The sequence below is a fragment of the Promicromonospora sp. Marseille-Q5078 genome (assembly GCF_050315395.1).
Taxonomy (GTDB): Bacteria; Actinomycetota; Actinomycetes; order Actinomycetales; family Cellulomonadaceae; genus Isoptericola.
The window spans coordinates 3,343,938-3,364,428 of record NZ_JBNPQG010000001.1 but is presented as its reverse complement, the minus strand read 5'-3'; the positions used below and the strand labels follow the sequence as shown (position 1 = coordinate 3,364,428).

Sequence of the window (20,491 nt, the reverse complement as noted above, 5' to 3'; positions counted from 1 at the left end):
CTCTCACCCTGTCGGCCGGAGGCCCGGCCGACTCGAGTCCCGGAGGACCCGTGGACCCTGTCCTGCCCGGTCGTGCGCGACACCGCGCGCGCACGACGGCGCTCGTCACCGCCCTCTCGCTGGTGGTCGCCCCGCTGCTGGTCGCCCCCGGCGCGGTCGCCGCCACCGACCCCCCGCCGGAGACCCAGGTCTCCGCCGAGCCGACGACGGAGCCGACGACGGAGCCGACGCCGGATCCGACGACCGAGCCGACGGTGACGGACGTCGTCGCGCCCGCGCCCGAGCAGCTCGCCGTGACGGGCACGGCGCAGGTCGGCGCGGAGGTCGCCGTCGACCCCGTGCCCGCGCTGTGGACGCCGGCCGACGCCGGCCTCACCTTCACCTACCGCTGGCTCGCGGACGACGTCGAGCTCCCCGGTCAGGTGGACTACGCCCTGACCGTCCCGGCGCCGGCCGCCGGGCACGCGCTGAGCGTCGAGATCACCGGGTCCGCGCCCGAGGGTGCCGTGAACGGTGCGGCCTCGGCCACGGTCGTCGTGCACGCGGCGGACGTCGTCGCCCCGGGCGAGCTCGCGACGGACGATCCCCAGGTCACCGGCACCGCGCAGGTCGGGAAGACGCTGACGGCCGTGCCGGGCACCTGGGCCCCTGCCGCGACGTTCACCTACCGCTGGCTCCGCTCGGGAAGCCCGATCAGCGGGGCGACGGCGCGGACCTACACGCTGACGTCTGCGGACGCCGGCCGGTCCGTCGCGCTCGAGGTCACCGGGAAGGCCGCGGGCTACGACCCCGAGACCCGGACGTCCGCGGCGAAGACCGTCGCCCTCGGCACGCTCACGGCGTCCACCCCCACCCTGTCGGGCACGGTCCGCGTCGGGTCCAAGGTCACCGCGAAGGCGGGCACCTGGAGCTCGGGCACGTCGCTGAAGTACCAGTGGTACGCGTCGGGCAGGTCGATCTCCGGGGCGACGAGGTCGACCTACACCCCGACGGCCTCCGTCAAGGGCCGGACGCTCAGCGTCAAGGTGACGGGGACCAGGTCCGGCTACACCCCGACGACCCGCACGAGCAGCGGGAAGAAGGTCGCGGCCGGGGTCATCTCGGCGCCGAGGCCGAAGATCAAGGGCATCGTCCGCGTCGGCAGCAAGGTCTCGGCCTCGCGTGGCACGTGGTCGCCGTCGGCCTCGACCTACCGGTACCAGTGGCGCGTGAACGGCGCGAAGGTCAAGGGTGCGACGAAGTCCACCTACACGCTCCCGTCGAAGCACGCGGGCAAGAAGCTGACCGTCACGGTCACCGGCAGCCGCTCGGGCTACACGACGAAGACGATGACGAGCTCGTCGAGCAGGATCCTGCGGGTCTACTCGAGGACGTCCGCGCCGAAGGTCTCGGGCAGCGCGCGCGTCGGCGCCACCCTCCAGGTGAGCAGCCGCGGCACGTGGACGCCGAAGCCCTCGTCGTGGCGGTACCAGTGGCGGGCGAACGGCACCGCGATCAAGGGGGCGACACGCTCGACCTTCCGCATCACGGGCGCGCAGTACGGCAAGCGGATCACCGTGACGGTGAAGGGCGTGCGGTCGGGCTACTACGCGTCCTCGCGCACGAGTGCGAAGACGGCGCGCGTCACGGTCCCGGCGCCGGTGCTCACGAAGAACGGCGTCTACAAGGTCGGGACCCAGATCAAGCCGGGGACGTACGTGGCGCGGGGCTCGGCCGGGGGCTGCACGGTCAAGCGCCTCGACGGGTCCAAGAAGATGGTCTGGGCCGGCCTCACGTACGGGCAGACCATCGTGACGATCAAGAGCACCGACAAGTACTTCTCGACCAGCGGCTGCGGCACGTGGCGCAAGTACCACGCCTACGGGTCGGCGCGGACCTCGACGGCGACCGACGGCATCTACAAGGTCGGGACCTCCGGGGGCCAGGTCAAGCCGGGGCTGTACTCCACGACGGGGCCGGCCTTCTCGGACGACATCTGCTACGTCGCCGCCCTCAAGAGCTTCGCCATGTCGCACTCCGCGATCGACGAGGCGTCCGAGTTCACCGGGCCGGGCTACTGGAGGGTCCTCCCCGGCGACGTCGGCTTCGAGGCGTACGGCTGCTCCTGGCGGCGCGTGTCGGGCTGAGCATCGAGGCCAGGGCCCACGACGGCGCACCACGCGCCGTCGTGGGCCCGGACCGGGACGAAGATCACGCCGGCGGGGCGGGTGAAGACGGGCGCGACCGGGCCGCGCGCCCGTCGCCGGACCGCATACTTGACCGGCGACACCATCTCCCGCGGCCGGACCCCGTCCGTGCTGCGCGGATCGAGCCGGTGTCGCGCCACCCCGCCCGCCGTCGTCGGCGAACCCCCTTGGCACACCCCAGGAGAAGCCCGTGAAGCACCCCGTCCCCGCGCGCCGTGCCGGTCGCCTCGCCGCGCTCGTCACGGCCGTGACGCTGCTCGCCGCCCCCCTCGCCGTCGTCCATGCCACGGCGACCGCGCCGACGGCCGCGGCCGCCACGACGACGTCGGTGACGGTCAAGAAGATCGGCACGAAGACCGCGCCCTACACGAAGAAGGCGACGGTCAGGCCGAACGTCAGCGCCAAGGGTCACGTCTCCGTGAGGTCGAAGACGCTCACCGTCGCCCAGCACGGCAAGTACCTCGCGAAGAACAAGGCGAAGGTGGCGCTCAAGGCCGGCACGTACAGCGTGACGACGAAGGTCACCTACAAGACCTACAAGCTCTCGTCGGCCAAGAAGAAGATCTGGTCGGGCACCAAGACGAAGAAGCTGTCGCAGAAGCTGGTCGTGAAGCAGGGCAGGAAGCCGTCGCGCACGTCGCCGGTGAGCAAGTACAACTGCCCGAGCTGGGCCCCGATCAAGGGCAACCAGTCCGGCATCTACCACGTGCCCGGCGGTCGGTACTACAAGGTGACCACCCCGGAGGAGTGCTTCACCACGGCGTCGGCCGCCCGCAAGGCCGGCTACCGCGCGTCGAAGAACGGCTGACGACGCCCGCGGGGCACGTGACCCGGCGAGGCCGGCACCCTTGCGGGTGCCGGCCTCGCTGCATGTCAGCGGCCGTGCGGACTACCCTGGGTGCTGGCTCGCGCCGACGACGACGGGCCACGCGCAGACGGGAGCCCCCAGCGCACACGGCTCATACCGCAGAAACCCAGGAGGGCGACCATGTCCACGACCGCTGAGGCACCCGGCACCACCGGCTTCGACGAGGCTCCCGGCCGCTACAAGGTGCGCTCGCTCGCGCTGGCGGAGGCAGGGCGGCACCAGATCCGGCTCGCCGAGCACGAGATGCCCGGCCTGATGGCGCTGCGCGCCGAGTACGGCGCGTCGCAGCCGCTGGCCGGCGCCCGCATCGCCGGCTCGCTGCACATGACGGTGCAGACCGCCGTCCTCATCGAGACGCTCGTCGCGCTCGGTGCCGACGTGCGGTGGGCGAGCTGCAACATCTTCAGCACGCAGGACGAGGCGGCCGCGGCGATCGCCGTCGGCCCGCACGGCACCCCCGACGACCCGCAGGGCGTGCCCGTCTTCGCGTGGAAGGGCGAGAGCCTCGAGGAGTACTGGGACTGCACCGAGCAGATCCTGGTGTGGCCGGGCGCGGAGAACGGCCAGGGCGGCCCGAACCTGATCCTCGACGACGGCGGCGACGCCACGATGCTCGTGCACCTCGGCCTGCAGTACGAGCGCGCCGGCGTGGTGCCGCCCGACACGCTGCAGGGCGAGCCCGACCACACCCACGAGATGAACGTGGTGCGGAACGTGCTGCGCCGGGCGCTGGAGTCCGACCCGCTGCGTTGGACGACGATCGCGCAGGGCATCGGCGGCGTCACGGAGGAGACGACGACGGGCGTGCACCGGCTCTACCACCTCGCGGAGGCGGGCGAGCTGATCTTCCCGGCGATCAACGTCAACGACTCGGTCACCAAGTCGAAGTTCGACAACAAGTACGGCATCCGGCACTCGCTGCCGGACGGCATCAACCGCGCCACCGACATCCTCATCGGCGGCAAGGTCGCGTTCGTCTGCGGCTACGGCGACGTCGGCAAGGGCGCGGCGGAGGCGTTCCGCGGCCAGGGTGCCCGCGTGATCGTGTCCGAGGTGGACCCGATCTGCGCGCTGCAGGCGGCGATGGACGGCTTCCAGGTGGCGCGTCTCGACGACACGATCGGCGAGGCCGACTTCGTCATCACCACCACGGGCAACAAGGACGTGGTCCGCGTCGAGCACATGCTCGGGCTCAAGGACAAGGCCGTGGTCGGCAACATCGGGCACTTCGACAACGAGATCGACATGGCCGGGCTCGCGGCCGTGCCGGGGGTCGTGAAGACCGAGATCAAGCCGCAGGTGCACGAGTGGACGCTGCCCGCGGCCGACGGCCGCCCCGAGCGGTCGATCATCGTGCTGTCGGAGGGGCGCCTGCTCAACCTCGGCAACGCGACCGGGCACCCGTCGTTCGTCATGTCGAACTCGTTCGCGAACCAGGTGATCGGGCAGATCGAGCTGTTCGCCGACATGGCCCGCCCGGCCGAGGAGCGCCAGTACGAGCGCCAGGTCTACCGCCTGCCGAAGGTGCTCGACGAGAAGGTCGCCCGCCTCCACCTCGACGCCCTCGGCGTGCGCCTCACGGAGCTGAGCAAGGACCAGGCCGAGTACCTCGGCGTCCCCGTCGAGGGCCCGTACAAGGCCGAGCACTACCGCTACTGACGAGGGAGCTCCCCTCTCGCCGAGGTAGTGGACCAGACCACTACCTCGGCGAGAGCCGGACTACCTCGGCGAGAGCTGAACTACCTCGGCGACGGGGGACAGCCCCCGCGACGACGGTGGCGGGCCGGGTACCGGCGCGACGGCCGGGCCGGCAGCCTGGAAGCATGACCCGCATGACGTCCACCGACGGCCCCGCCCCGTCGTCCGCCGCCCCGCCGACGAGGGACGGGGCGACGGCGTCCCCGCGAGCGGGGGCCGTTGCCGGCGCGCCGCCGTTCCTCCTCGCCCCCTTCGACGGCCGCACGTGGCGGGCGTACGGGTTCCTGTGGCTCGCGCTGCTGCTGGCCCCGTTCGCGTTCACGTACGCGATCTTCACCGTCGCGTTCATGGCGGGCGTCGCGGTGACGGTGGTGGGGCTGTTCGTGGCGGGCGCCGTGCTGCTCGGCACGCGCGGCTGGGGCTCGATGTACCGGCGCATGGCGGTGCGCTACCTCGGCGTCGACATCGCGGAGCCCGCGCCGCGCCCGGCGCGCCGCGGCTTCTGGAGGCGCCTCGGCGGGATGCTCGGCGACGCGACCGCCTGGCGCGCGCTGCTGTACATGGTGGTGACGTTCCCCCTCGCGATTGCGGGGTTCGTCGTGAGCACGGTGTTCCTCGCCGTGGCGCTCGGCGGCATCACGCACTGGTTCTGGTCGCGCTGGCTGCCGCTGCAGCAGGCGAGCGACGGCAGCTGGCACCGCGGGGCGTCGTTCGGCACGGACTGGTTCGTCGACACCCCGCCGCGCCAGCTCCTGCTCGTCGCCGCCGGCGTGATCCTGCTGTACCTGTGGCCGCAGGTGCAGGCGCTGTTCGTCGGCCTGTTCCGGCTGCTGGCGGTGGGCCTGCTCAGCCCCACCCGGGCCAGCATGCGCGTCGAGTACGCCGAGCGGGCCCGCGCCGTGACCGTCGAGGACGCCGACGCGCGCCTGCGCCGCATCGAGCGCGACCTGCACGACGGCACCCAGGCGCACCTCGTGGCCGTCGCCATGCAGATCGGCGAGGCCCGCGAGCTGCTGCGCGACGGCGCCGACGAGACCGAGCTCGCCGCCGTCCTGGAGACGGCGCACTCCAGCACCAAGGACACGCTCGCGGAGCTGCGCGAGCTCGCCCGCGGCATCCGCCCGCCGGCGCTGGACGCCGGCCTCGCCGTCGCCCTCGAGACGCTCGCCGCCCGCGCGGCGCTGCCCGTGCGGGTGCACGCCGTCGGCATCGACGGGGCCGACCTGCCGCCCAGCGTCACCGCGATCTCCTACTTCGCCGTCGCGGAGCTCGTCGCGAACGCGACCAAGCACGCCCGTGCGACGGGCGTGGACGTCGTCGCCGGCGTGGAGCCGGTCGCCGACGCCGCCACCGGCGCGGCCGTGCGCGCCCTCGTGCTGCGCGTGCACGACGACGGCGTGGGTGCCGCTGCCGTGCGCGCCCCCGACCCCTCGGGTCGCGGCAGCGGGCTCGCCGGGCTCACCGACCGGCTGTCCGGCGTCGACGGCTCGCTCGGGGTGGTCAGCCCCGCGGGAGGGCCTACGGTGATCACCGTGACCATCCCGCTGCCCGCCCCGGGCGCCCGCCGATGACGACCGACTCGACGACCGACTCGACGACCGACGCGACGAACGGCTCGACCGGACCGACCGGTCCGACAGGGCTGCGCGTCGTCGTCGCCGAGGACTCCGCGATCCTGCGCGACGGCCTCGTCGCGCTCCTGTCCCGCCGCGGGTACGACGTCGTCGCGGCGGTGCCCGACGGCGACGCCCTGGTCCGCGAGGTCACGACGCTCGCCGCCGCGGGCGCGCTCCCCGACGTGCTGGTCGCCGACATCCGCATGCCCCCGTCGCACACCGACGAGGGCCTGCGCGCGGCCGAGGCGCTCCGCGCCGCCCACCCCGGGCTGCCCGTGCTCGTCTTCTCCCAGTGGGTCGAGACGCGCTACGCGTCGCGGCTGCTCGAAGGCGACCCGCGCGGCGTCGGCTACCTGCTCAAAGACCGCGTGGCCGACGTCGGGGACTTCGTCGCCGCCCTCGGGCGCGTGGCCGCGGGCGAGACCGTCCTCGACCCCGAGGTGGTGCGCCAGCTCATGGGCGCGCACCGCTCGCCGGAGGACGGCGTCGCCCGCCTGACGCCGCGCGAGCAGGAGGTGCTCGAGCTCATGGCCCAGGGGCGGTCCAACGGCGCGATCGCCGAGTCGCTGTACCTGTCGTACGGGGCGGTGGAGAAGAACGTGGCGTCCATCTTCACCAAGCTCGACCTGCCGCAGGACTCGGCGGACCACCGCCGCGTCCGCGCCGTCCTGCGCTACCTCGGCGTCGACGCCTGACGGGCCGGCGGGGGACGGCCCCCCCCCCGACGCGGGGGAGTGGGCCGGCGCCGCGGGGGTCAGGCCCCTGTCGGACGACGTCGCAGGTCACGAGGCTGAGAAGGTCCCGACCGACCAGCCTCAGGAGCAGCCGTGGCCGTCCTCGACGCCCCCGCCCCACCCGTCCTGTCCGCGCGTCCGCCCGTCAGCAGCACGACGCCCACGGTGCCGATCGCCCGGACGCCGTCGACGAGGGGGTCGCGCGCGGCCCCTTCGTCGACGTCGTCCGGGCGATCGGCACCGTGGGCGTCGTGCTGCTGCACTGGCTCATGGCCGAGGCCGCGTGGGACGGCACCACCCTCGCCGTCGGCAACGCCCTCGGGCACGGCGCCGGCTGGCTCGTGACCTACCTGCAGCCGCTCCCGCTCCTGTTCTTCGCCGCCGGCGCCGCGGCCGGCTACCAGCGGACCGCCACGGCCTCCGCCGGGCGCGGCTGGGGCGGCGTCGTCGCCGCGCAGCTGCGGGCGACCGCGCGCCCTGTCGGGGCGTTCGCCGCCGCGTGGGCGGTCGCCGTCGCGGGGCTGCTCGCCCTCGGCGTCCCCGACCAGGCCGTGTGGCGGATGGCGCGGATGGCGCCGCAGCTCCTGTGGTTCCTCGCCGTGTGGGTGGTGCTCGTGACGCTCACGCCGCTGCTGCGCGCGGCCTGGCAGCGCTGGCGCTGGGGCGCCCTCGGCGTCGCGGTCGCGCTGCCGCTGGCGCTGGACGCGCTGCGGTTCGGGCTGCCGGGGGACGTCACCGCGACCCTCGCCGGGGCCAACGTGCTCCTCGCCTGGGCGGTGCCCTTCCTCGCCGGGATCGCGTACGCCGTCGAGCGCGGCGCCCCGCGGCGCCCGGCGGCCGGCGCGCGCACCCGTCGGCAGTCCCGTCGTCCGTCCAGGTGGCCGCTCGCCGCGGGCGTCGTCGTCGCCGTCGTCGCCCTGGTGGTCCTCGTCGCCGCGGGGCCCTACCCGGCCAGCATGATCGGCATGCCCGGCGACGAGATCTCCAACCTCGGGCCGCCCACGGCGCCCGTCGTCGCGCACGCCGTCGCCCTGGTCTGCGCCGCGCTCCTGGCGCGGGAGGCGCTCGTGCGCCGCGCGTCCACCGACGCCGGACGACGGGTCGTCGGCGCGCTGGCCCGCCGGTCGATGACCGTCTACCTGTGGCACCTCACGGCGATGTTCGCCGTCGTCGGCGTGGCGCTGCTCGGCCTCGGTGAGCGGCTGCCCGCCGCCTGGGGCGCGGACTGGTGGGCGTCCCGCCCGGTCTGGTTCGCCGCCTTCGGCCTCGTGCTGCTCGGCCTGGTGCGTGTCTTCGGCCGTTTCGAGGATCGCCGCCGCTGAACGTTGTGGGTACGAGAACGGCGACAATTCGACCTGGAATTGTCGCCGTTCTCGTACCCACAACGTAGCGGGGGGGTCAGCGGGGCGGGTCGGGGACGGCGTAGGGCAGCCGGTGCAGGCCGGCGGCGCGGGCCTCGGCCCGCTCCTGCTCGGCGCGGCCGCGCTCCAGCTCGCGGTCGCGGCGCTCGTGGAGGACGGCGTGCAGGAACGCCTCGGCCGGCGTCCCGGGCGGCGGCCCCGGCGCGACGAGCGGCTCGACGCGGCCGGCGAGGTCGTCCGCCAGGCCGGCGCGCGAGGCGGGGGCGAGGCGCGGCGCGCGGTCCAGGAACTGGCGAGCAGCGAGCGCCAGGCCGTCCGGGAGGCGCCGGATGTCGGCCGTGCGCGCCCAGCCGGCGAGCTCGGGCGGCATCGCGAGCGGCACCGACCAGCCCTTCCCGCCCCGCACCCGGATGACGTACGTGCCGGCCAGCAGGTCGCCGAGCCGCTTGCCGCGGGAGTTCGCCAGCGAGGTCACGAGGGCGACGCTGCCGAACGTCAGCCACAGCTCGCCCACCCCCACCAGGGCGCGCACGAAGGAGTGCCGGAAGCGCACCGGGCCGCCGTCGTCCCGCACGACGCGCAGGCCTGTCGCGACCTTGCCCAGCGACCGCCCGCGGGTCAGCGTCTCGACCGTCACCGGCACCACGACCATCACCAGCACGGCCGCCACCACGCCCGCGACGGCCAGCCACTGGTCGTCGATCGCGACGTCCTGCACCGTGACCACCACCAGGAACGCGATCAGCACGACCGCGAGCGCCGCCAGGTCGATCAGGGTCGCGAGCACCCGGCTCACGAACGACGCCGGGCGCGCGTCGAGCACCACGCCCTCGCCGATGACGATCCCGTCGTGCATGTGCATCCCCCGCTCGTGCGACGTGTCCCGTGTGGAAGGGTATCGACCGTGGACCTCGACGCCTTCACCGCCGTGCACGGCCCGCAGTGGGACCGGCTGCGGCAGCTCACCCGGAAGCGGCGGCTCGACGGAGCGGAGGCCGACGAGCTGGTGCGGCTCTACCAGGCCGTGGCCACCCACCTGTCCACGGTGCGCTCCGCCGCGCCCGACCCGGTGCTCGTCACGAGGCTGTCCGACCTGCTCAGCCGGGCGCGGGTGCGCGTCGCGGGCACGCACGAGCCCGCGTGGTCCGACGTCGTCCGGTTCGTCGTCGTGACCGTGCCCGCCGCGCTGTACCGCGTGCGGTGGTGGACGCTCGGCGTGATCGTCGTGTGCCTGGCGATCGGGGTGATCGCCGGGTACCGCGTGGCGACGGACCCGAGCGCGCTCGCCGCGATGGGCACCCCGGCGCAGCGGGAGGCGTACGTCAACGAGGCGTTCGCGTCCTACTACGACCCGGGCGCCTCGTTCGCCGCCATGGTGTGGACCAACAACGCGTGGATCGCCGCGCAGTGCGTGGGCCTCGGCATCACCGGCGTGTGGCCGGCGTACGTGCTGGTGCAGAACGCCGTGGGCGTCGGCGCCACGGGCGGCATGATGGCGGCGTACGGGGAGCTCGACCTCTTCCTGCAGCTCATCGCGCCGCACGGGCTGCTGGAGCTCACCGCCGTCTTCGTCGCCGGCGCCACCGGGCTCAAGCTCTTCTGGACGGCCGTGTCCCCGGGCCCGCGGCCGCGGACCGTCGCGCTGGCGCAGGAGGGGCGGGCGCTCGTGACCGTCGCGATCGGCCTCGCGGGGGCGCTCGCGGTGTCCGGGCTGGTCGAGGGCTTCGTCACCGGCTCCACCCTGCCGTGGTGGCTCAAGATCGCGATCGGCGCGCTGGCGCTCGCCGCCTTCTGGGCCTACGTCCTGGTGCTGGGCCGTCGCGCCACAGGGGCCGGGCTCACCGGCGACCTCGACGCCGACCGCGCGGGCGAGGTCGTGCCGACCGTCGGCTGAGCCGCCCCCGCGCGCGTCAGAGGCGGCCGGCGGCCTTGAGCGCGAGATAGGTGTCGGCCAGGCGGGGCGCCAGGTCGTCGGGCAGCGCCTCGACCACCTCCGCGCCGTGCTGGCGCAGGACGGCGGAGACGGCGGCCCGCTCGAGGTCGGCGCGGGCGGCCGCGGCGGCGTCGTAGACGGCGGCCGACGACGACCGGTCGGTGCGCAGCCGGGCGGCGTCCGCGTCCGCCACCGCCGCGACGACCACCTGATGTGTGCCGGAGAGGCGGGCGATCACGGGCAGCAGGCCGGTCTCGACGGCGGCCGGGTCGAGCGACGTCAGCAGCACGACCAGCGACCGCTGGGAGACCCGCTGCCGCGCCTGGCCGACCAGGCCCGGCCAGTCGGTCTCCAGCAGCGCGGGCTCGACCGTCGCGAGCGACTCCGCCAGCGCGGGCAGCAGCCGCGGGCCGGACGCCCCGGCGACGCGGGCGCGCAGCGCTCGGTCGTAGGCCAGCACCTGGACGCGGTCGCCCGCGCGGTCGGCGAGCGCCCCGAGCAGCAGCGCGGCCTCGATGCTCGCCTCCAGCCGGGTGCCGCCGAGCGTCGACGGCGCCTCGTCCGCCCCCTCGGGGCTGTCGCCGCCCACGGGGTCGGTGCCGATGCGCGCGGCCGCCGTGCGGCCGGTGTCGAGCACGATGACGACGCGGCGGTCGCGCTCGGGGCGCCACGTGCGCACGACGACGTCGCCGCGCCGGGCGGTGGCCCGCCAGTCGATCGACCGCACGTCGTCGCCGTCGACGTACTCCCGCAGCGAGTCGAACTCGGTGCCCTCGCCGCGCACCTGTACCGCGGCGCGGCCGTCCATCTCCCGCAGCCGCGCGAGGCGCGACGGCAGGTGCCGGCGGCTCGCGAACTCGGGCAGCACGCGCAGGTGCCCGGGCACCGGGACGGACGCCTGGCGGGCGGCGACGCGCAGCGGCCCGAAGGAGCGGATCGTCACCGGCCCGGCGGCCCGGTCGCCGCGCCGGGTGGGGCGCAGCGGCGTGCGGACGCGGGCCGACTCGCCGGGGGGCAGGTCGACGTCGTGCCGGGCGGAGCGCGCCACGAGCGGCTCGCCGGCCGCGGCGCCGTCCGTGCGCACGGGCGCGTCCACGACGAGCGACGGCGGCCAGGCGTCGCGCACCACGGCGCGCAGGCGGCGGCGGGCCGTGTTGCTGAGGACCAGCTCGGAGCGGGTGGTCACCCCGAGCCGCACCGACCGGGGCGTCCGCCGCTGGACCGCGACGGCGCGCGGGGACGCGGCGAGCGCGAGGTCGACGACGCAGACGGCCACCACGACCAGCGCCCACACCACGACCGTCCCCGGCACGGGGAACAGGACCACCGGGACCACCCCGAGCGCCGCCAGGACGACGGCGCGCCACGTCAGCGCCATGCGGGTGCCCCGGTCAGCGGGGGACGGGCACGGTCGCGAGCACGCTGGTCAGCACGCTCTCGGCGGTGACGCCCTCCAGCTCCGCCTCCGGGCGGAGCTGGACGCGGTGCCGCAGGGTCGGGTGCGTCAGCGCCTTGACGTCGTCGGGCGTGACGTACGCGCGCCCCGACAGCCAGGCCCACGCCCTCGACGTCGCCAGCAGCGCCGTGGCGCCGCGCGGCGAGACGCCGAGGGAGAGCGAGGGGGAGCGGCGGGTGGCGCGGCAGAGGTCGACGGCGTACCCGAGCACCTCCGGGGCCACCTGGACCCGGCGCACCTCGGCCCGCGCGGCGGCGAGCTGCTCGGGACCGGCGACCGGGCGCACGCCGGCGGCGTCGAGGTCGCGCGGGTCGAAGCCCGCGGCGTGCCGCGCCAGGACCTCGATCTCCTGGTCGCGCTCGGGCACCGGCAGCACCACCTTGAGCAGGAAGCGGTCGAGCTGCGCCTCCGGCAGCGGGTACGTGCCCTCGTGCTCCACGGGGTTCTGCGTGGCGATGACGAGGAACGGGTCCGGCAGCGGGCGCGGGGTGCCGTCCACGGACACCTGGCGCTCCTCCATCGCCTCGAGCAGCGACGCCTGCGTCTTCGGGGGCGTGCGGTTGATCTCGTCCGCGAGCATCAGGTTCGTGAACACCGGGCCCTCGCGGAACGAGAACTGCGCGGTCCGCGCGTCGTAGACCAGCGAGCCGGTCACGTCGCCGGGCATGAGGTCGGGCGTGAACTGAACGCGCTTGGTGGACAGGTCCAGCGACGCGCCCAGCGAGCGCACGAGCAGGGTCTTCGCGACGCCGGGCACACCCTCGAGCAGCACGTGGCCCGAACACAGCAGGGCGATGAGCAGGCTCGTCACGGCGGAGTCCTGGCCCACCACGGCCTTGCCGACCTCGGTGCGCACGGCGGCGAGCGCCGAGCGCAGCTCCATCGACGGCGCGGCCGGCGCGGCACCGGGCTCGTCGGTCGAGCTCGTCGAGACCCGGGCGCTCTCGGCAGGCTCGACCGACGAGGTCGGTGCGTGCGGCGCGGCCGGGGGAGCCGGGGCCGGGGCGGGGGTCTCGACAGGCCGCGCGGCCGGGTCGGCCTGCAGGTTCTCGTCGGGGGTCGTCACGATCGGTGGACCTCGCTCTCCAGGGTGTCGAGCCGGCGCGCGAGCTCGGTCAGCGCGTCGTCGTCGGGGGGTGGTGGGCCGTACAGCAGGTCGGCCACGTCGTGCACGGGGCGCCCGGTGGCGCGGGAGACCGCGTCGGTGAGCGCCGTCGGGTCGGCGGACCGCGGGACGCCGAGGCGGCGCGCGACCGTCTCGGCGGTGGCCGCCCGCAGCCCGGCGGCGGCGTGCCCGCGCGACCGTGCCCGTCGGTAGAGGCGGCCGCGGCCCCGCGTGGTCTCGGCGGCGCGCACCACCACGGGCAGCTCCTCGGTGACCAGCGGGCCGAGTCGCCGGGCCCGCCACACCGCGGCGACCAGCACCACGAGCAGCGCCCAGAGACCGACGACACCGGCCCAGGGTGGCAGCACCGACCCGGCGGGCGCGGGCGCGCCGTCGCCGTCGGTCGCGCTGGTGTCCAGAGGGTCGGGCACCAGCCAGACGAGCGTCTCGTGCGTGCCGAGCAGCCCGAGCGCGAGGGCCGCGTTCCCCTCGTCGAGCACGGTGTCGTTGCGCAGGAACGTGGGGTCGTCGACCGCGGTGACGGTCCGGGTGCCGCCGGGGGCGTCGGAGGCGGGCAGCTCGGCGCGGGCGAGCGCGGCCTGGTCCTCGACGGGCCAGCAGAGCGTCACGCCGGAGGCGCCGGGGTCGGCCTGGAGCCCCGGCGCGAGCATCAGCGGCCCCGCCGCCCGGGCGGCGTCGAGGTCGCACCCTGGCTCGAGGGCGGTGGCGGGAGGCACGCCGGCGGCCGGCGACCGGCTCACGGAGCCGTCGGTCGCGGCGCCGACCAGGTCGTCCCCGGCGCCGACCAGCACGAGGTCGGCGCCGACGCCGGCCAGCGCGTCCGCCTGCTCCGGCAGCAGCAGGGTCGAGGGCGTCACCAGGAGGGTGGTGCCCGGCCCCGCGGCCGCGACGGCGTCGGCGACCCGGGTGACGTGGTCGACCTCGACCCCCTGCCGCTCGAGCACCTGCGCCACGGCGCGCGCGCCGCCGGGCCCGGCGTTGTCGGGGGCGTACGGCGTGGTGGACGTGACCGGCCGCAGGACGGCGAGCACCGCGACCACCAGCACGAGGGTGCCGATCACGAGCAGCGCCCAGCGTGCGCCGCGCCAGCGTCGCGCCGCCCGGCTCCCGGCGGTGGTGCCGTCGCCGGTGACCACGGCGGAGGTCACCACGTCGGGCGTCAGCGCGTCGGGAGCCGCGGGGGCCGGCCGTGCGCTCCGGGGCGTCTCGACGCTCACGGCTCGCCCACCCCGCTCGGCACGGGCGACGTCGCGAGGGGGACCGGCCGCAGGTCGCGCACCCGGGCGTCGAGGTCGCGCAGCCGGCCGTCGTCCTCCGGCCCGGCCGGGAGCGTCCCGTAGCAGACGTCGTCGAACAGGGCCGCGGCGCCGTGCAGCCCGGCGGCGACCGACGGCAGGCGGGCCGCGGCGTCGTCCGCGGCCTCCTGCGCGGTCCGACCCGGCCGCTCGTCCAGCACGACCCGCTCCTCGAGCGACCGCACCAGCGCCCGGAAGCGGTCGAGCACCGCGGCCGACCAGTCCTCCCGCGCGGCCGCGGCGTCCGCGGACGCCCGCAGCTCGGCGGCGGACCGCTCGTCACCGTCGAGCACGACGACGGAGCGGCGCGGACGCCGGGAGAGCCGGACGGGCCCGGCCACCCACCAGGCGATCGCGGCGACGAGCACGACAGCCACGACCAGCACGAACGCGAGGGGGAACCGGCCGTCGCCCAGCGTCAGGCCGTCGAACAGGTCGCCGAGCCACCGCAGCAGCCGCTCGAGCAGGGACGGCGACGTGGCGTACTCGGGGCGGGACAGCTCCTCGAGGAGCCAGCGGTGCGCCGTCTCGCGGTCGGGGTCCACGGGCACGACGACGGGCAGGACCGCGACGGCGGCCCCGTGCAGCGCCGTCGACGCGCCGAGCATCACGCGAGCATGCCGGGCGGCGGTCCGGACCGGCCGCCGGGCTGCCCGCCGGACCGACCGGGGTCGGGTGCCTGGGCCGCGGCGGCGAGCTGCACGTCCAGCCCCTCGCGCCGCATGCGCACGTCGATGTACAGCAGCGCCACGACGGACGCCATGAAGATCGTCGTGATGGCCGTGCTGATGACGATCGACACCACGCTGGCCACGATCATCGCGACGCCCATCGTCTGCGTGCTGCCGCTCGTCCCGCCGACCGCGCCGGCGACGAGGGTGATGGGGTACGTGATGAGGTTGGCGGCGAACGAGACGATGATCCACGCGAGCAGGTAGATGCCGAACAGGCGCCAGAACGACCCGCGCGTCAGGCGCCACGCACGGGCGAGGGTGGCGCCGAGGCGCCGGCCCTCGAGCGCGAGCGCGGGGGCGACGAGGCCGACCCGCACCCCGAGCCACACGAGGAGCACGACGAGCCCGACGACGAGCAGCGCGCCGAGGCCGACGGCCGCCCCGGCGGACGAGTCGGAGAACACCGCCACGACCACGACGAGCAGCGCGGTCCACGCCATGAGCAGCACGAACGTGGCCAGGGTGCGCAGCAGCGCCCAGCCGATCAGCACGCCCACGCGCCCGCGCAGCCGGCCCCAGACCTCCGCCAGCGTCTGCTTGCGGCCGATCACCGACTGGCTCACGGACACGGTGAGGATGCCCTCGACCACCGGCTGGGCGACGAGGATCGTCAGCCCGGTGCCGAGGGACGTCGCGACGACCTGCGCGTAGATGGTGTCGAACCCGAGCTCCGCGATCTCCGGGTCCGCCGCCGCGAGGGACGTGAACGACGACGACAGGGCGGGGACGAGGAGCTGCGCGACGAGCACCCCCAGCACGGTGGCGACGAGCAGCACCAGCGTCGCCGCGCCGAGCATCACCTTGGGGTTGTGCCGGATCGCCGTGAACGCGCCGTCGTAGATCTCGCCGAGCGTCAGCGGCCGCAGCGGCACGATGCCGGGCTTCGCGGCCGCGGGCCCGTACGGTCCCGGTGCGCCGCCGTACCGGCCCTGCCCGTACTGGTTCTCCCCGTACTGTCCCTGCCCGTACTGACCCTGCTGACCCTGCTGACCTTGCTGACCCGGCTGCGGAGCGCCGCCCGGCGCGCGCTGCCCGTAGCGCGGCGGCTCGGAGGCGTCGCCCCAGCCGGAGGGGGGCGGGGGCTGGTCGGGCGTGCTCATCGCGGCCTCCCGGGCTGCAGGGCGGTCGGGTCGTGTCGGCGCGGTGCCGACGGACGGGGCGGGTGGACGGGCTGGCGACCGGCGTGACGCCGGTCGCACCGACCCTAGTACGCGGGACGGGGGTCGCTCACGCGGCGCTCCACAGGAGAACGCCCCGCACCTGGCAGAATGGGCGCATGAAGTCCCGAGTCCTGGTGGTCGACGACGACACTGCGCTGTCCGAGATGATCGGTATCGTCCTGAAGTCCGAGGGGTTCGAGCCGACGTTCTGCTCCGACGGCGACGGCGCGCTCGTGGCCTTCCGGGACGAGCAACCCGACCTCGTGCTGCTCGACCTCATGCTGCCCGGCAAGGACGGCATCGAGGTCGCCCGCGAGATCCGCGCCGAGTCCGGCGTGCCGATCATCATGCTCACCGCCAAGACCGACACGGTCGACGTCGTCCTCGGCCTCGAGTCGGGCGCCGACGACTACGTGACGAAGCCCTTCAAGCCGAAGGAGCTCGTCGCGCGCATCCGGGCCCGGCTCCGCGCCACCGACGAGCCCGGCCCCGAGCGCCTGCGCGTGGGCGACGTCGAGATCGACGTCACCGGCCACAACGTGGTGCGCGACGGCGAACGCGTCAGCCTCACCCCGCTCGAGTTCGACCTGCTCGTGGCACTCGCCCGCAAGCCCTGGCAGGTCTTCACGCGCGAGGTCCTGCTGGAGAAGGTGTGGGGCTACCGGCACAGCGCCGACACCCGCCTGGTCAACGTGCACGTGCAGCGCCTGCGCTCGAAGGTGGAGCGCGACCCCGAGAACCCGACGGTCGTCCTGACCGTGCGGGGCGTGGGCTACAAGGCCGGTGCCCCGCGCTGAGCCCGCCGCGCGCCGCGTCCGACGGACGTGGCGGCGGTGGCGCGCCTGGGCAATCTCGCGGACGCGGTACCTCGTCCGGCGGTGGCGGTCGTCGCTGCAGCTGCGGGTGGTGACGTCGGCGCTCGCACTGGGCGTCGTGGCCGTGGCGCTCCTCGGCCTCTACCTGTCGGTCTCGATCCGCGACGGGCTCTTCGAGCAGCGCGTCGACCGCATCGAGCGCGAGAACGCCTCGATGACCGAGCAGGTCCGCACGTCCTTCGCGTCGTCGCCCGCCACGTCCAACTCCGACCTGCAGCTCCTGCTGGCGCAGATGGTGCAGACCCTCGCGGCGGGGGCCTCCAGCGCGCAGGACTTCCTGCTGCTCAACACCCCGGACCAACCGCAGCGGCCCGCCGCGACGGGCACCCAGATCGGGCTCACCGAGATCATCAGCGAGGACCTGCGGGAGGCGACGCGCGACACCGACGGCCAGGTGCTGCAGTCCGTGCAGATCCCCGCGGAGTACACCGACTCCGAGGCGCCGGAGCCCGGCGTCGTCGTGGGCTCCATGGTCGAGGTCCCGTCGATCGGCCCCTACGAGCTCTACGCCATCTACTCGCTCCAGGCGGAGCAGGAGACGTTGTCGTTCGTGCAGCGCACGCTCGCGATCGGCGCCCTGGCGATCCTCGCGCTGCTCGGCGTGCTCACGTGGGTCGTGACCCGGCAGACCGTCGCGCCGGTGCGCCGCGCCGCCGCGGTCGCGTCGCGGCTCGCCGACGGCCACCTCGACGAGCGTCTCTCGGAGGCCCGCGGGCAGGACGAGATGGCGACGCTCACCCGGACGTTCAACGAGATGGCCGCCAACCTCGAGGACCAGATCGCGCGGATGGAGGAGCTCTCCACCGCGCAGCGCCGCTTCGTCTCGGACGTGTCGCACGAGCTGCGCACCCCGCTGACCACGATCCGCATGGCGGGCGAGGTGATCCACGCCTCGCGCGACGAGCTCGACCCGGCCGCGCGGCGCTCCGCCGAGCTGCTCTACACGCAGCTCGACCGCTTCGAGATCCTGCTCACCGACCTGCTGGAGATCAGTCGGTTCGACGCCGGCGCGGCCGTGCTCGACGTCGAGCAGCGGGACGTGCGCGACCTCGTCTCCGCGGTGGCGGACACGGCGATGCCGCTCGCGGAGACGAAGCACGTGTTCCTCTCCGTGACGCTCCCGGACGAGCCGGCGACGGCCGACGTCGACCCGCGTCGCGTCGAGCGCATCGTGCGCAACCTCGTGGTGAACGCCGTCGAGCACGCGGAGGAGAAGCCGGTCGAGGTCACGGTCGGCCTCGACGCGGACGCCGTGGCCGTCGTGGTGCGCGACCACGGCGTGGGCCTGGCGCCCGACGAGATCGAGCGGGTGTTCCACCGCTTCTGGCGCGCCGACCCGGCGCGGGCGCGCACCACGGGGGGCACGGGGCTCGGCCTCGCGATCTCGCTGGAGGACGCCCGGCTGCACGCCGGCTGGCTCGAGGCCTGGGGACGCCCGGGGGCGGGCGCGAGCTTCCGGCTCACGCTGCCCCGCCGGGCGGGGATCCGCCTGGAGCGCTCGCCGCTGCCGATCGAGGGCCCCTCGAAGGGTGTGACGGCGCCGCCCACGGGCCAGCTGCCGGTGGTGAACCCGCCGACCGGCCCCACGCCCACCGCGATCCCGGAGCTCGGCGTCGTCGACCTCGACGGCGTGGACCTCGCCCACGCCCCTGTGCCGCCTGCCCGCCCCGACGTCGACGAGGAGGCCCGATGAGCACCGCGACCACCCGCCGCCGGCGTCCGCTCGCGCTGCTGCTGGCGGCCCTGGCCGTGCTGGCCGTCACCGTGGCGTGCGCGCGCATCCCGACGAACGGGGCCGTGCGCGACGGCGACACGGAGCTGGAGAACGTCAGCGAGATCGGGTACATCCCCACCGGGCCGACCGCCGGCGCGAGCCCCGACCAGATCGTGCAGGGCTTCCTCTCCGTCGCGCAGCTGGGCCCCACCTCGGCGTCCTCCTTCACCGTCGCGCAGGAGTACCTCACCGACGCGGCGTGGGAGGGCTGGGACCGGTACGCTCGCGTGCTCGTGCTCGAGAAGGACCCCGAGCTCGAGGTCGGGGACCTCCCCGCGGACGCGACGGAGGCGACCGTCACGGCGACGGCGCGCGTGGTCGCGACGCTCGACGAGCGGGGCATGTACACCGAGGAGGCGCGGCCGTCCGACATCCCGGTGACCTTCGGCCTGACCCGGCCGGAGGGCGGCGAGTGGCGCATCCAGCAGCTCGAGGACGGGCTGATGCTGCCGACGGCGTTCTTCGGCCAGGCGTTTCACCCCACGACGCTCTACTTCCCGACGCCGGACCTCACGTGGTGGGTGCCCGACACGCGGTGGTTCCCGCGGCAGACGTGGCGCACCGACGCGACCGGAGAGATCCTGGCCGGGCCGCCCGAGTGGCTCCAGGACTCCACCACCGCGGTCATCCCGGAGGGCACCTCGCTCGCCATCGACGCCGTGACGGTGGGCGACGACGGCACGATCGACGTGAGCCTCACCTCCACGATCTCCCAGGCCACCGCCGAGCAGCGCTCGCTCGCCGTCGCGCAGCTGCAGGCGACCCTGGCCGAGGGGGAGGGGCGCACGGTCGTTCTCTCGGACGGGAACACGCCGCTGACGACCGGCGGCACCGACGCCCTGTCCCTCCCGCGGACCTCGGGTGACGCGCTCGCCGTCACCGGCGGCGGCCTCCAGCGCGTCCAGGGCCGCACGCTGTCGGACCTGGACGAGCCCGTCCCGCTCGCCGGGCTCGACCCGACCGCGCTGGCGACCGGCCCGGGCGACGACCCGATCGTGGTCCGCGACGGCACGAAGCGGGTCGTGCGCGTCTCCGGGGAGAGCGCCCCCGACGTGCTGCTCTCGGGCACGAACCTGGTGGCGCCGTCGGTCGACCGGTTCGGGGCCGTGTGGAGCGCGCAGGGCGCGAACCTCCTGGTGTCCCTCGCCTCGGGGGAGACGCGCACGCTCGACGTCGACTGGCTCTCGGCGCGCACGATCCAGTCGGTGCACGTGTCGCCGGAGGGCGCGCGCGTGGCCATCGTCAGCTCCGGGCCCAGCGGCCGGCTCGTGCACGTGGCGGGCATCGTGCGCGACACCGACGACGTCCCGACGGGGCTCTCGGTGCCCGTGCAGGTGGGCGCGTCGGTGCGCCAGGTGACGCAGGCCGTGTGGCAGGACGAGGCCGCGCTCGCGCTGCTGGGCCGCGAGACGGACGGCGACGGCGCGGTGTTCCTCGCCGGCGTGGGCGGCCTCGCCGGGCAGGGCGGGCTGTCGCGGGTGCTGCCCGGCGTGCCCGACCCGCGCTGGGTGACGGCCTCGGTCGGCACGGGCGCGATGCTCACCGTGGACGAGGGCGGCACCCTCTACTCGCGGCAGGGCACCGCGCTGTGGTCGACGGTCTCCGAGAACGTCGACCTGGTGGCCTACCCCGGCTGACGACGCCGCACCACCGGCGGCCCGCCGGAGGCTGCCCC

At 75.2% G+C, this 20,491-nt stretch carries 16 protein-coding genes; 10 read left to right on the top strand and 6 right to left on the bottom strand.

Annotated features, from left to right (window positions below; all coding sequences use genetic code 11):
* The first annotated feature begins 50 nt into the window (after positions 1-50).
* The 6 genes from ACQFYA_RS15605 to ACQFYA_RS15580 all read left to right on the top strand — a co-directional run bounded on the left by ACQFYA_RS15605 (position 51) and on the right by ACQFYA_RS15580 (position 8,424).
* The gene (locus tag ACQFYA_RS15605; RefSeq protein WP_499125671.1) at positions 51-2,126 is read left to right on the top strand and encodes an Rv1352/Rv1906c domain-containing protein; all 2,076 of its coding nucleotides are present in this window, start codon (positions 51-53) and stop codon (positions 2,124-2,126) included.
* Positions 2,127-2,376: 250 nt separating this feature from the next.
* Positions 2,377-2,994, top strand: a complete 618-nt coding sequence (locus ACQFYA_RS15600) for a sunset domain-containing protein (RefSeq protein WP_499125669.1) — start codon at positions 2,377-2,379, stop codon at positions 2,992-2,994.
* A 180-nt stretch (positions 2,995-3,174) separates the two neighbouring features.
* Positions 3,175-4,713 carry an adenosylhomocysteinase gene (gene ahcY / locus ACQFYA_RS15595; protein ID WP_499125667.1) on the top strand — a complete coding sequence of 513 codons (1,539 nt, stop codon included), beginning with the start codon at positions 3,175-3,177 and terminating at the stop codon, positions 4,711-4,713.
* A gap of 164 nt (positions 4,714-4,877) precedes the next feature.
* Positions 4,878-6,323: a sensor histidine kinase gene (locus ACQFYA_RS15590; protein WP_499125665.1), complete on the top strand. Its 1,446-nt coding sequence runs from the start codon at positions 4,878-4,880 to the stop codon at positions 6,321-6,323.
* A 71-nt stretch (positions 6,324-6,394) separates the two neighbouring features.
* Complete coding sequence (locus tag ACQFYA_RS15585; RefSeq protein ID WP_499127562.1) at positions 6,395-7,063, top strand: response regulator transcription factor; 669 nt, start codon at positions 6,395-6,397, stop codon at positions 7,061-7,063.
* A 290-nt stretch (positions 7,064-7,353) separates the two neighbouring features.
* Entirely contained in the window at positions 7,354-8,424 is a 1,071-nt protein-coding gene (locus ACQFYA_RS15580; protein WP_499125664.1) for an acyltransferase family protein, read from the top strand.
* A 76-nt stretch (positions 8,425-8,500) separates the two neighbouring features.
* Here the strand turns inward: ACQFYA_RS15580 and ACQFYA_RS15575 are convergent, their stop codons facing one another.
* On the bottom strand, positions 8,501-9,319 hold the full coding sequence (locus ACQFYA_RS15575; RefSeq protein WP_499127561.1) for an RDD family protein: 819 nt from the start codon (positions 9,317-9,319) through the stop codon (positions 8,501-8,503).
* 48 nt (positions 9,320-9,367) lie between these two features.
* On the opposite strand from ACQFYA_RS15575, the gene ACQFYA_RS15570 reads away from it, so the two are divergent.
* Entirely contained in the window at positions 9,368-10,357 is a 990-nt protein-coding gene (locus tag ACQFYA_RS15570) for a stage II sporulation protein M (RefSeq protein WP_499125662.1), read from the top strand.
* A gap of 16 nt (positions 10,358-10,373) precedes the next feature.
* Here ACQFYA_RS15570 and ACQFYA_RS15565 read toward each other — a convergent pair whose 3' ends face one another.
* Genes ACQFYA_RS15565 through ACQFYA_RS15545 form a run of 5 tightly spaced genes read right to left on the bottom strand, consistent with a single transcriptional unit; the run spans position 10,374 to position 16,107 of the window.
* Positions 10,374-11,774, bottom strand: coding sequence for a DUF58 domain-containing protein (locus ACQFYA_RS15565; RefSeq protein ID WP_499125660.1), 1,401 nt, complete (start codon positions 11,772-11,774; stop codon positions 10,374-10,376).
* A 13-nt stretch (positions 11,775-11,787) separates the two neighbouring features.
* Entirely contained in the window at positions 11,788-12,918 is a 1,131-nt protein-coding gene (locus ACQFYA_RS15560; RefSeq protein WP_499125659.1) for an AAA family ATPase, read from the bottom strand.
* Positions 12,915-14,195, bottom strand: coding sequence for a DUF4350 domain-containing protein (locus tag ACQFYA_RS15555; protein ID WP_499125658.1), 1,281 nt, complete (start codon positions 14,193-14,195; stop codon positions 12,915-12,917). The genes ACQFYA_RS15560 and ACQFYA_RS15555 overlap by 4 nt, the downstream gene beginning before the upstream one ends.
* Complete coding sequence (locus ACQFYA_RS15550) at positions 14,192-14,881, bottom strand: DUF4129 domain-containing protein (protein ID WP_499125656.1); 690 nt, start codon at positions 14,879-14,881, stop codon at positions 14,192-14,194. The genes ACQFYA_RS15555 and ACQFYA_RS15550 overlap by 4 nt, the downstream gene beginning before the upstream one ends.
* The gene (locus ACQFYA_RS15545) at positions 14,881-16,107 is read right to left on the bottom strand and encodes a DUF7847 domain-containing protein (RefSeq protein WP_499125655.1); all 1,227 of its coding nucleotides are present in this window, start codon (positions 16,105-16,107) and stop codon (positions 14,881-14,883) included. Before ACQFYA_RS15545 ends, ACQFYA_RS15550 begins: the two co-directional genes overlap by 1 nt.
* 176 nt (positions 16,108-16,283) lie before the next feature.
* Between ACQFYA_RS15545 and mtrA the strand changes: the two genes are divergently transcribed.
* The 3 genes from mtrA to ACQFYA_RS15530 are packed head-to-tail and all read left to right on the top strand — an operon-like array spanning position 16,284 to position 20,453.
* Positions 16,284-16,964, top strand: coding sequence for an MtrAB system response regulator MtrA (gene mtrA, locus ACQFYA_RS15540; protein ID WP_499125653.1), 681 nt, complete (start codon positions 16,284-16,286; stop codon positions 16,962-16,964).
* Positions 16,951-18,735 (top strand): MtrAB system histidine kinase MtrB, encoded by a 1,785-nt coding sequence (gene mtrB / locus ACQFYA_RS15535; RefSeq protein ID WP_499125652.1) that lies wholly within the window; start codon positions 16,951-16,953, stop codon positions 18,733-18,735. The genes mtrA and mtrB overlap by 14 nt, the downstream gene beginning before the upstream one ends.
* Entirely contained in the window at positions 18,732-20,453 is a 1,722-nt protein-coding gene (locus tag ACQFYA_RS15530; RefSeq protein ID WP_499125650.1) for an LpqB family beta-propeller domain-containing protein, read from the top strand. Before mtrB ends, ACQFYA_RS15530 begins: the two co-directional genes overlap by 4 nt.
* Positions 20,454-20,491 lie beyond the last annotated feature (38 nt).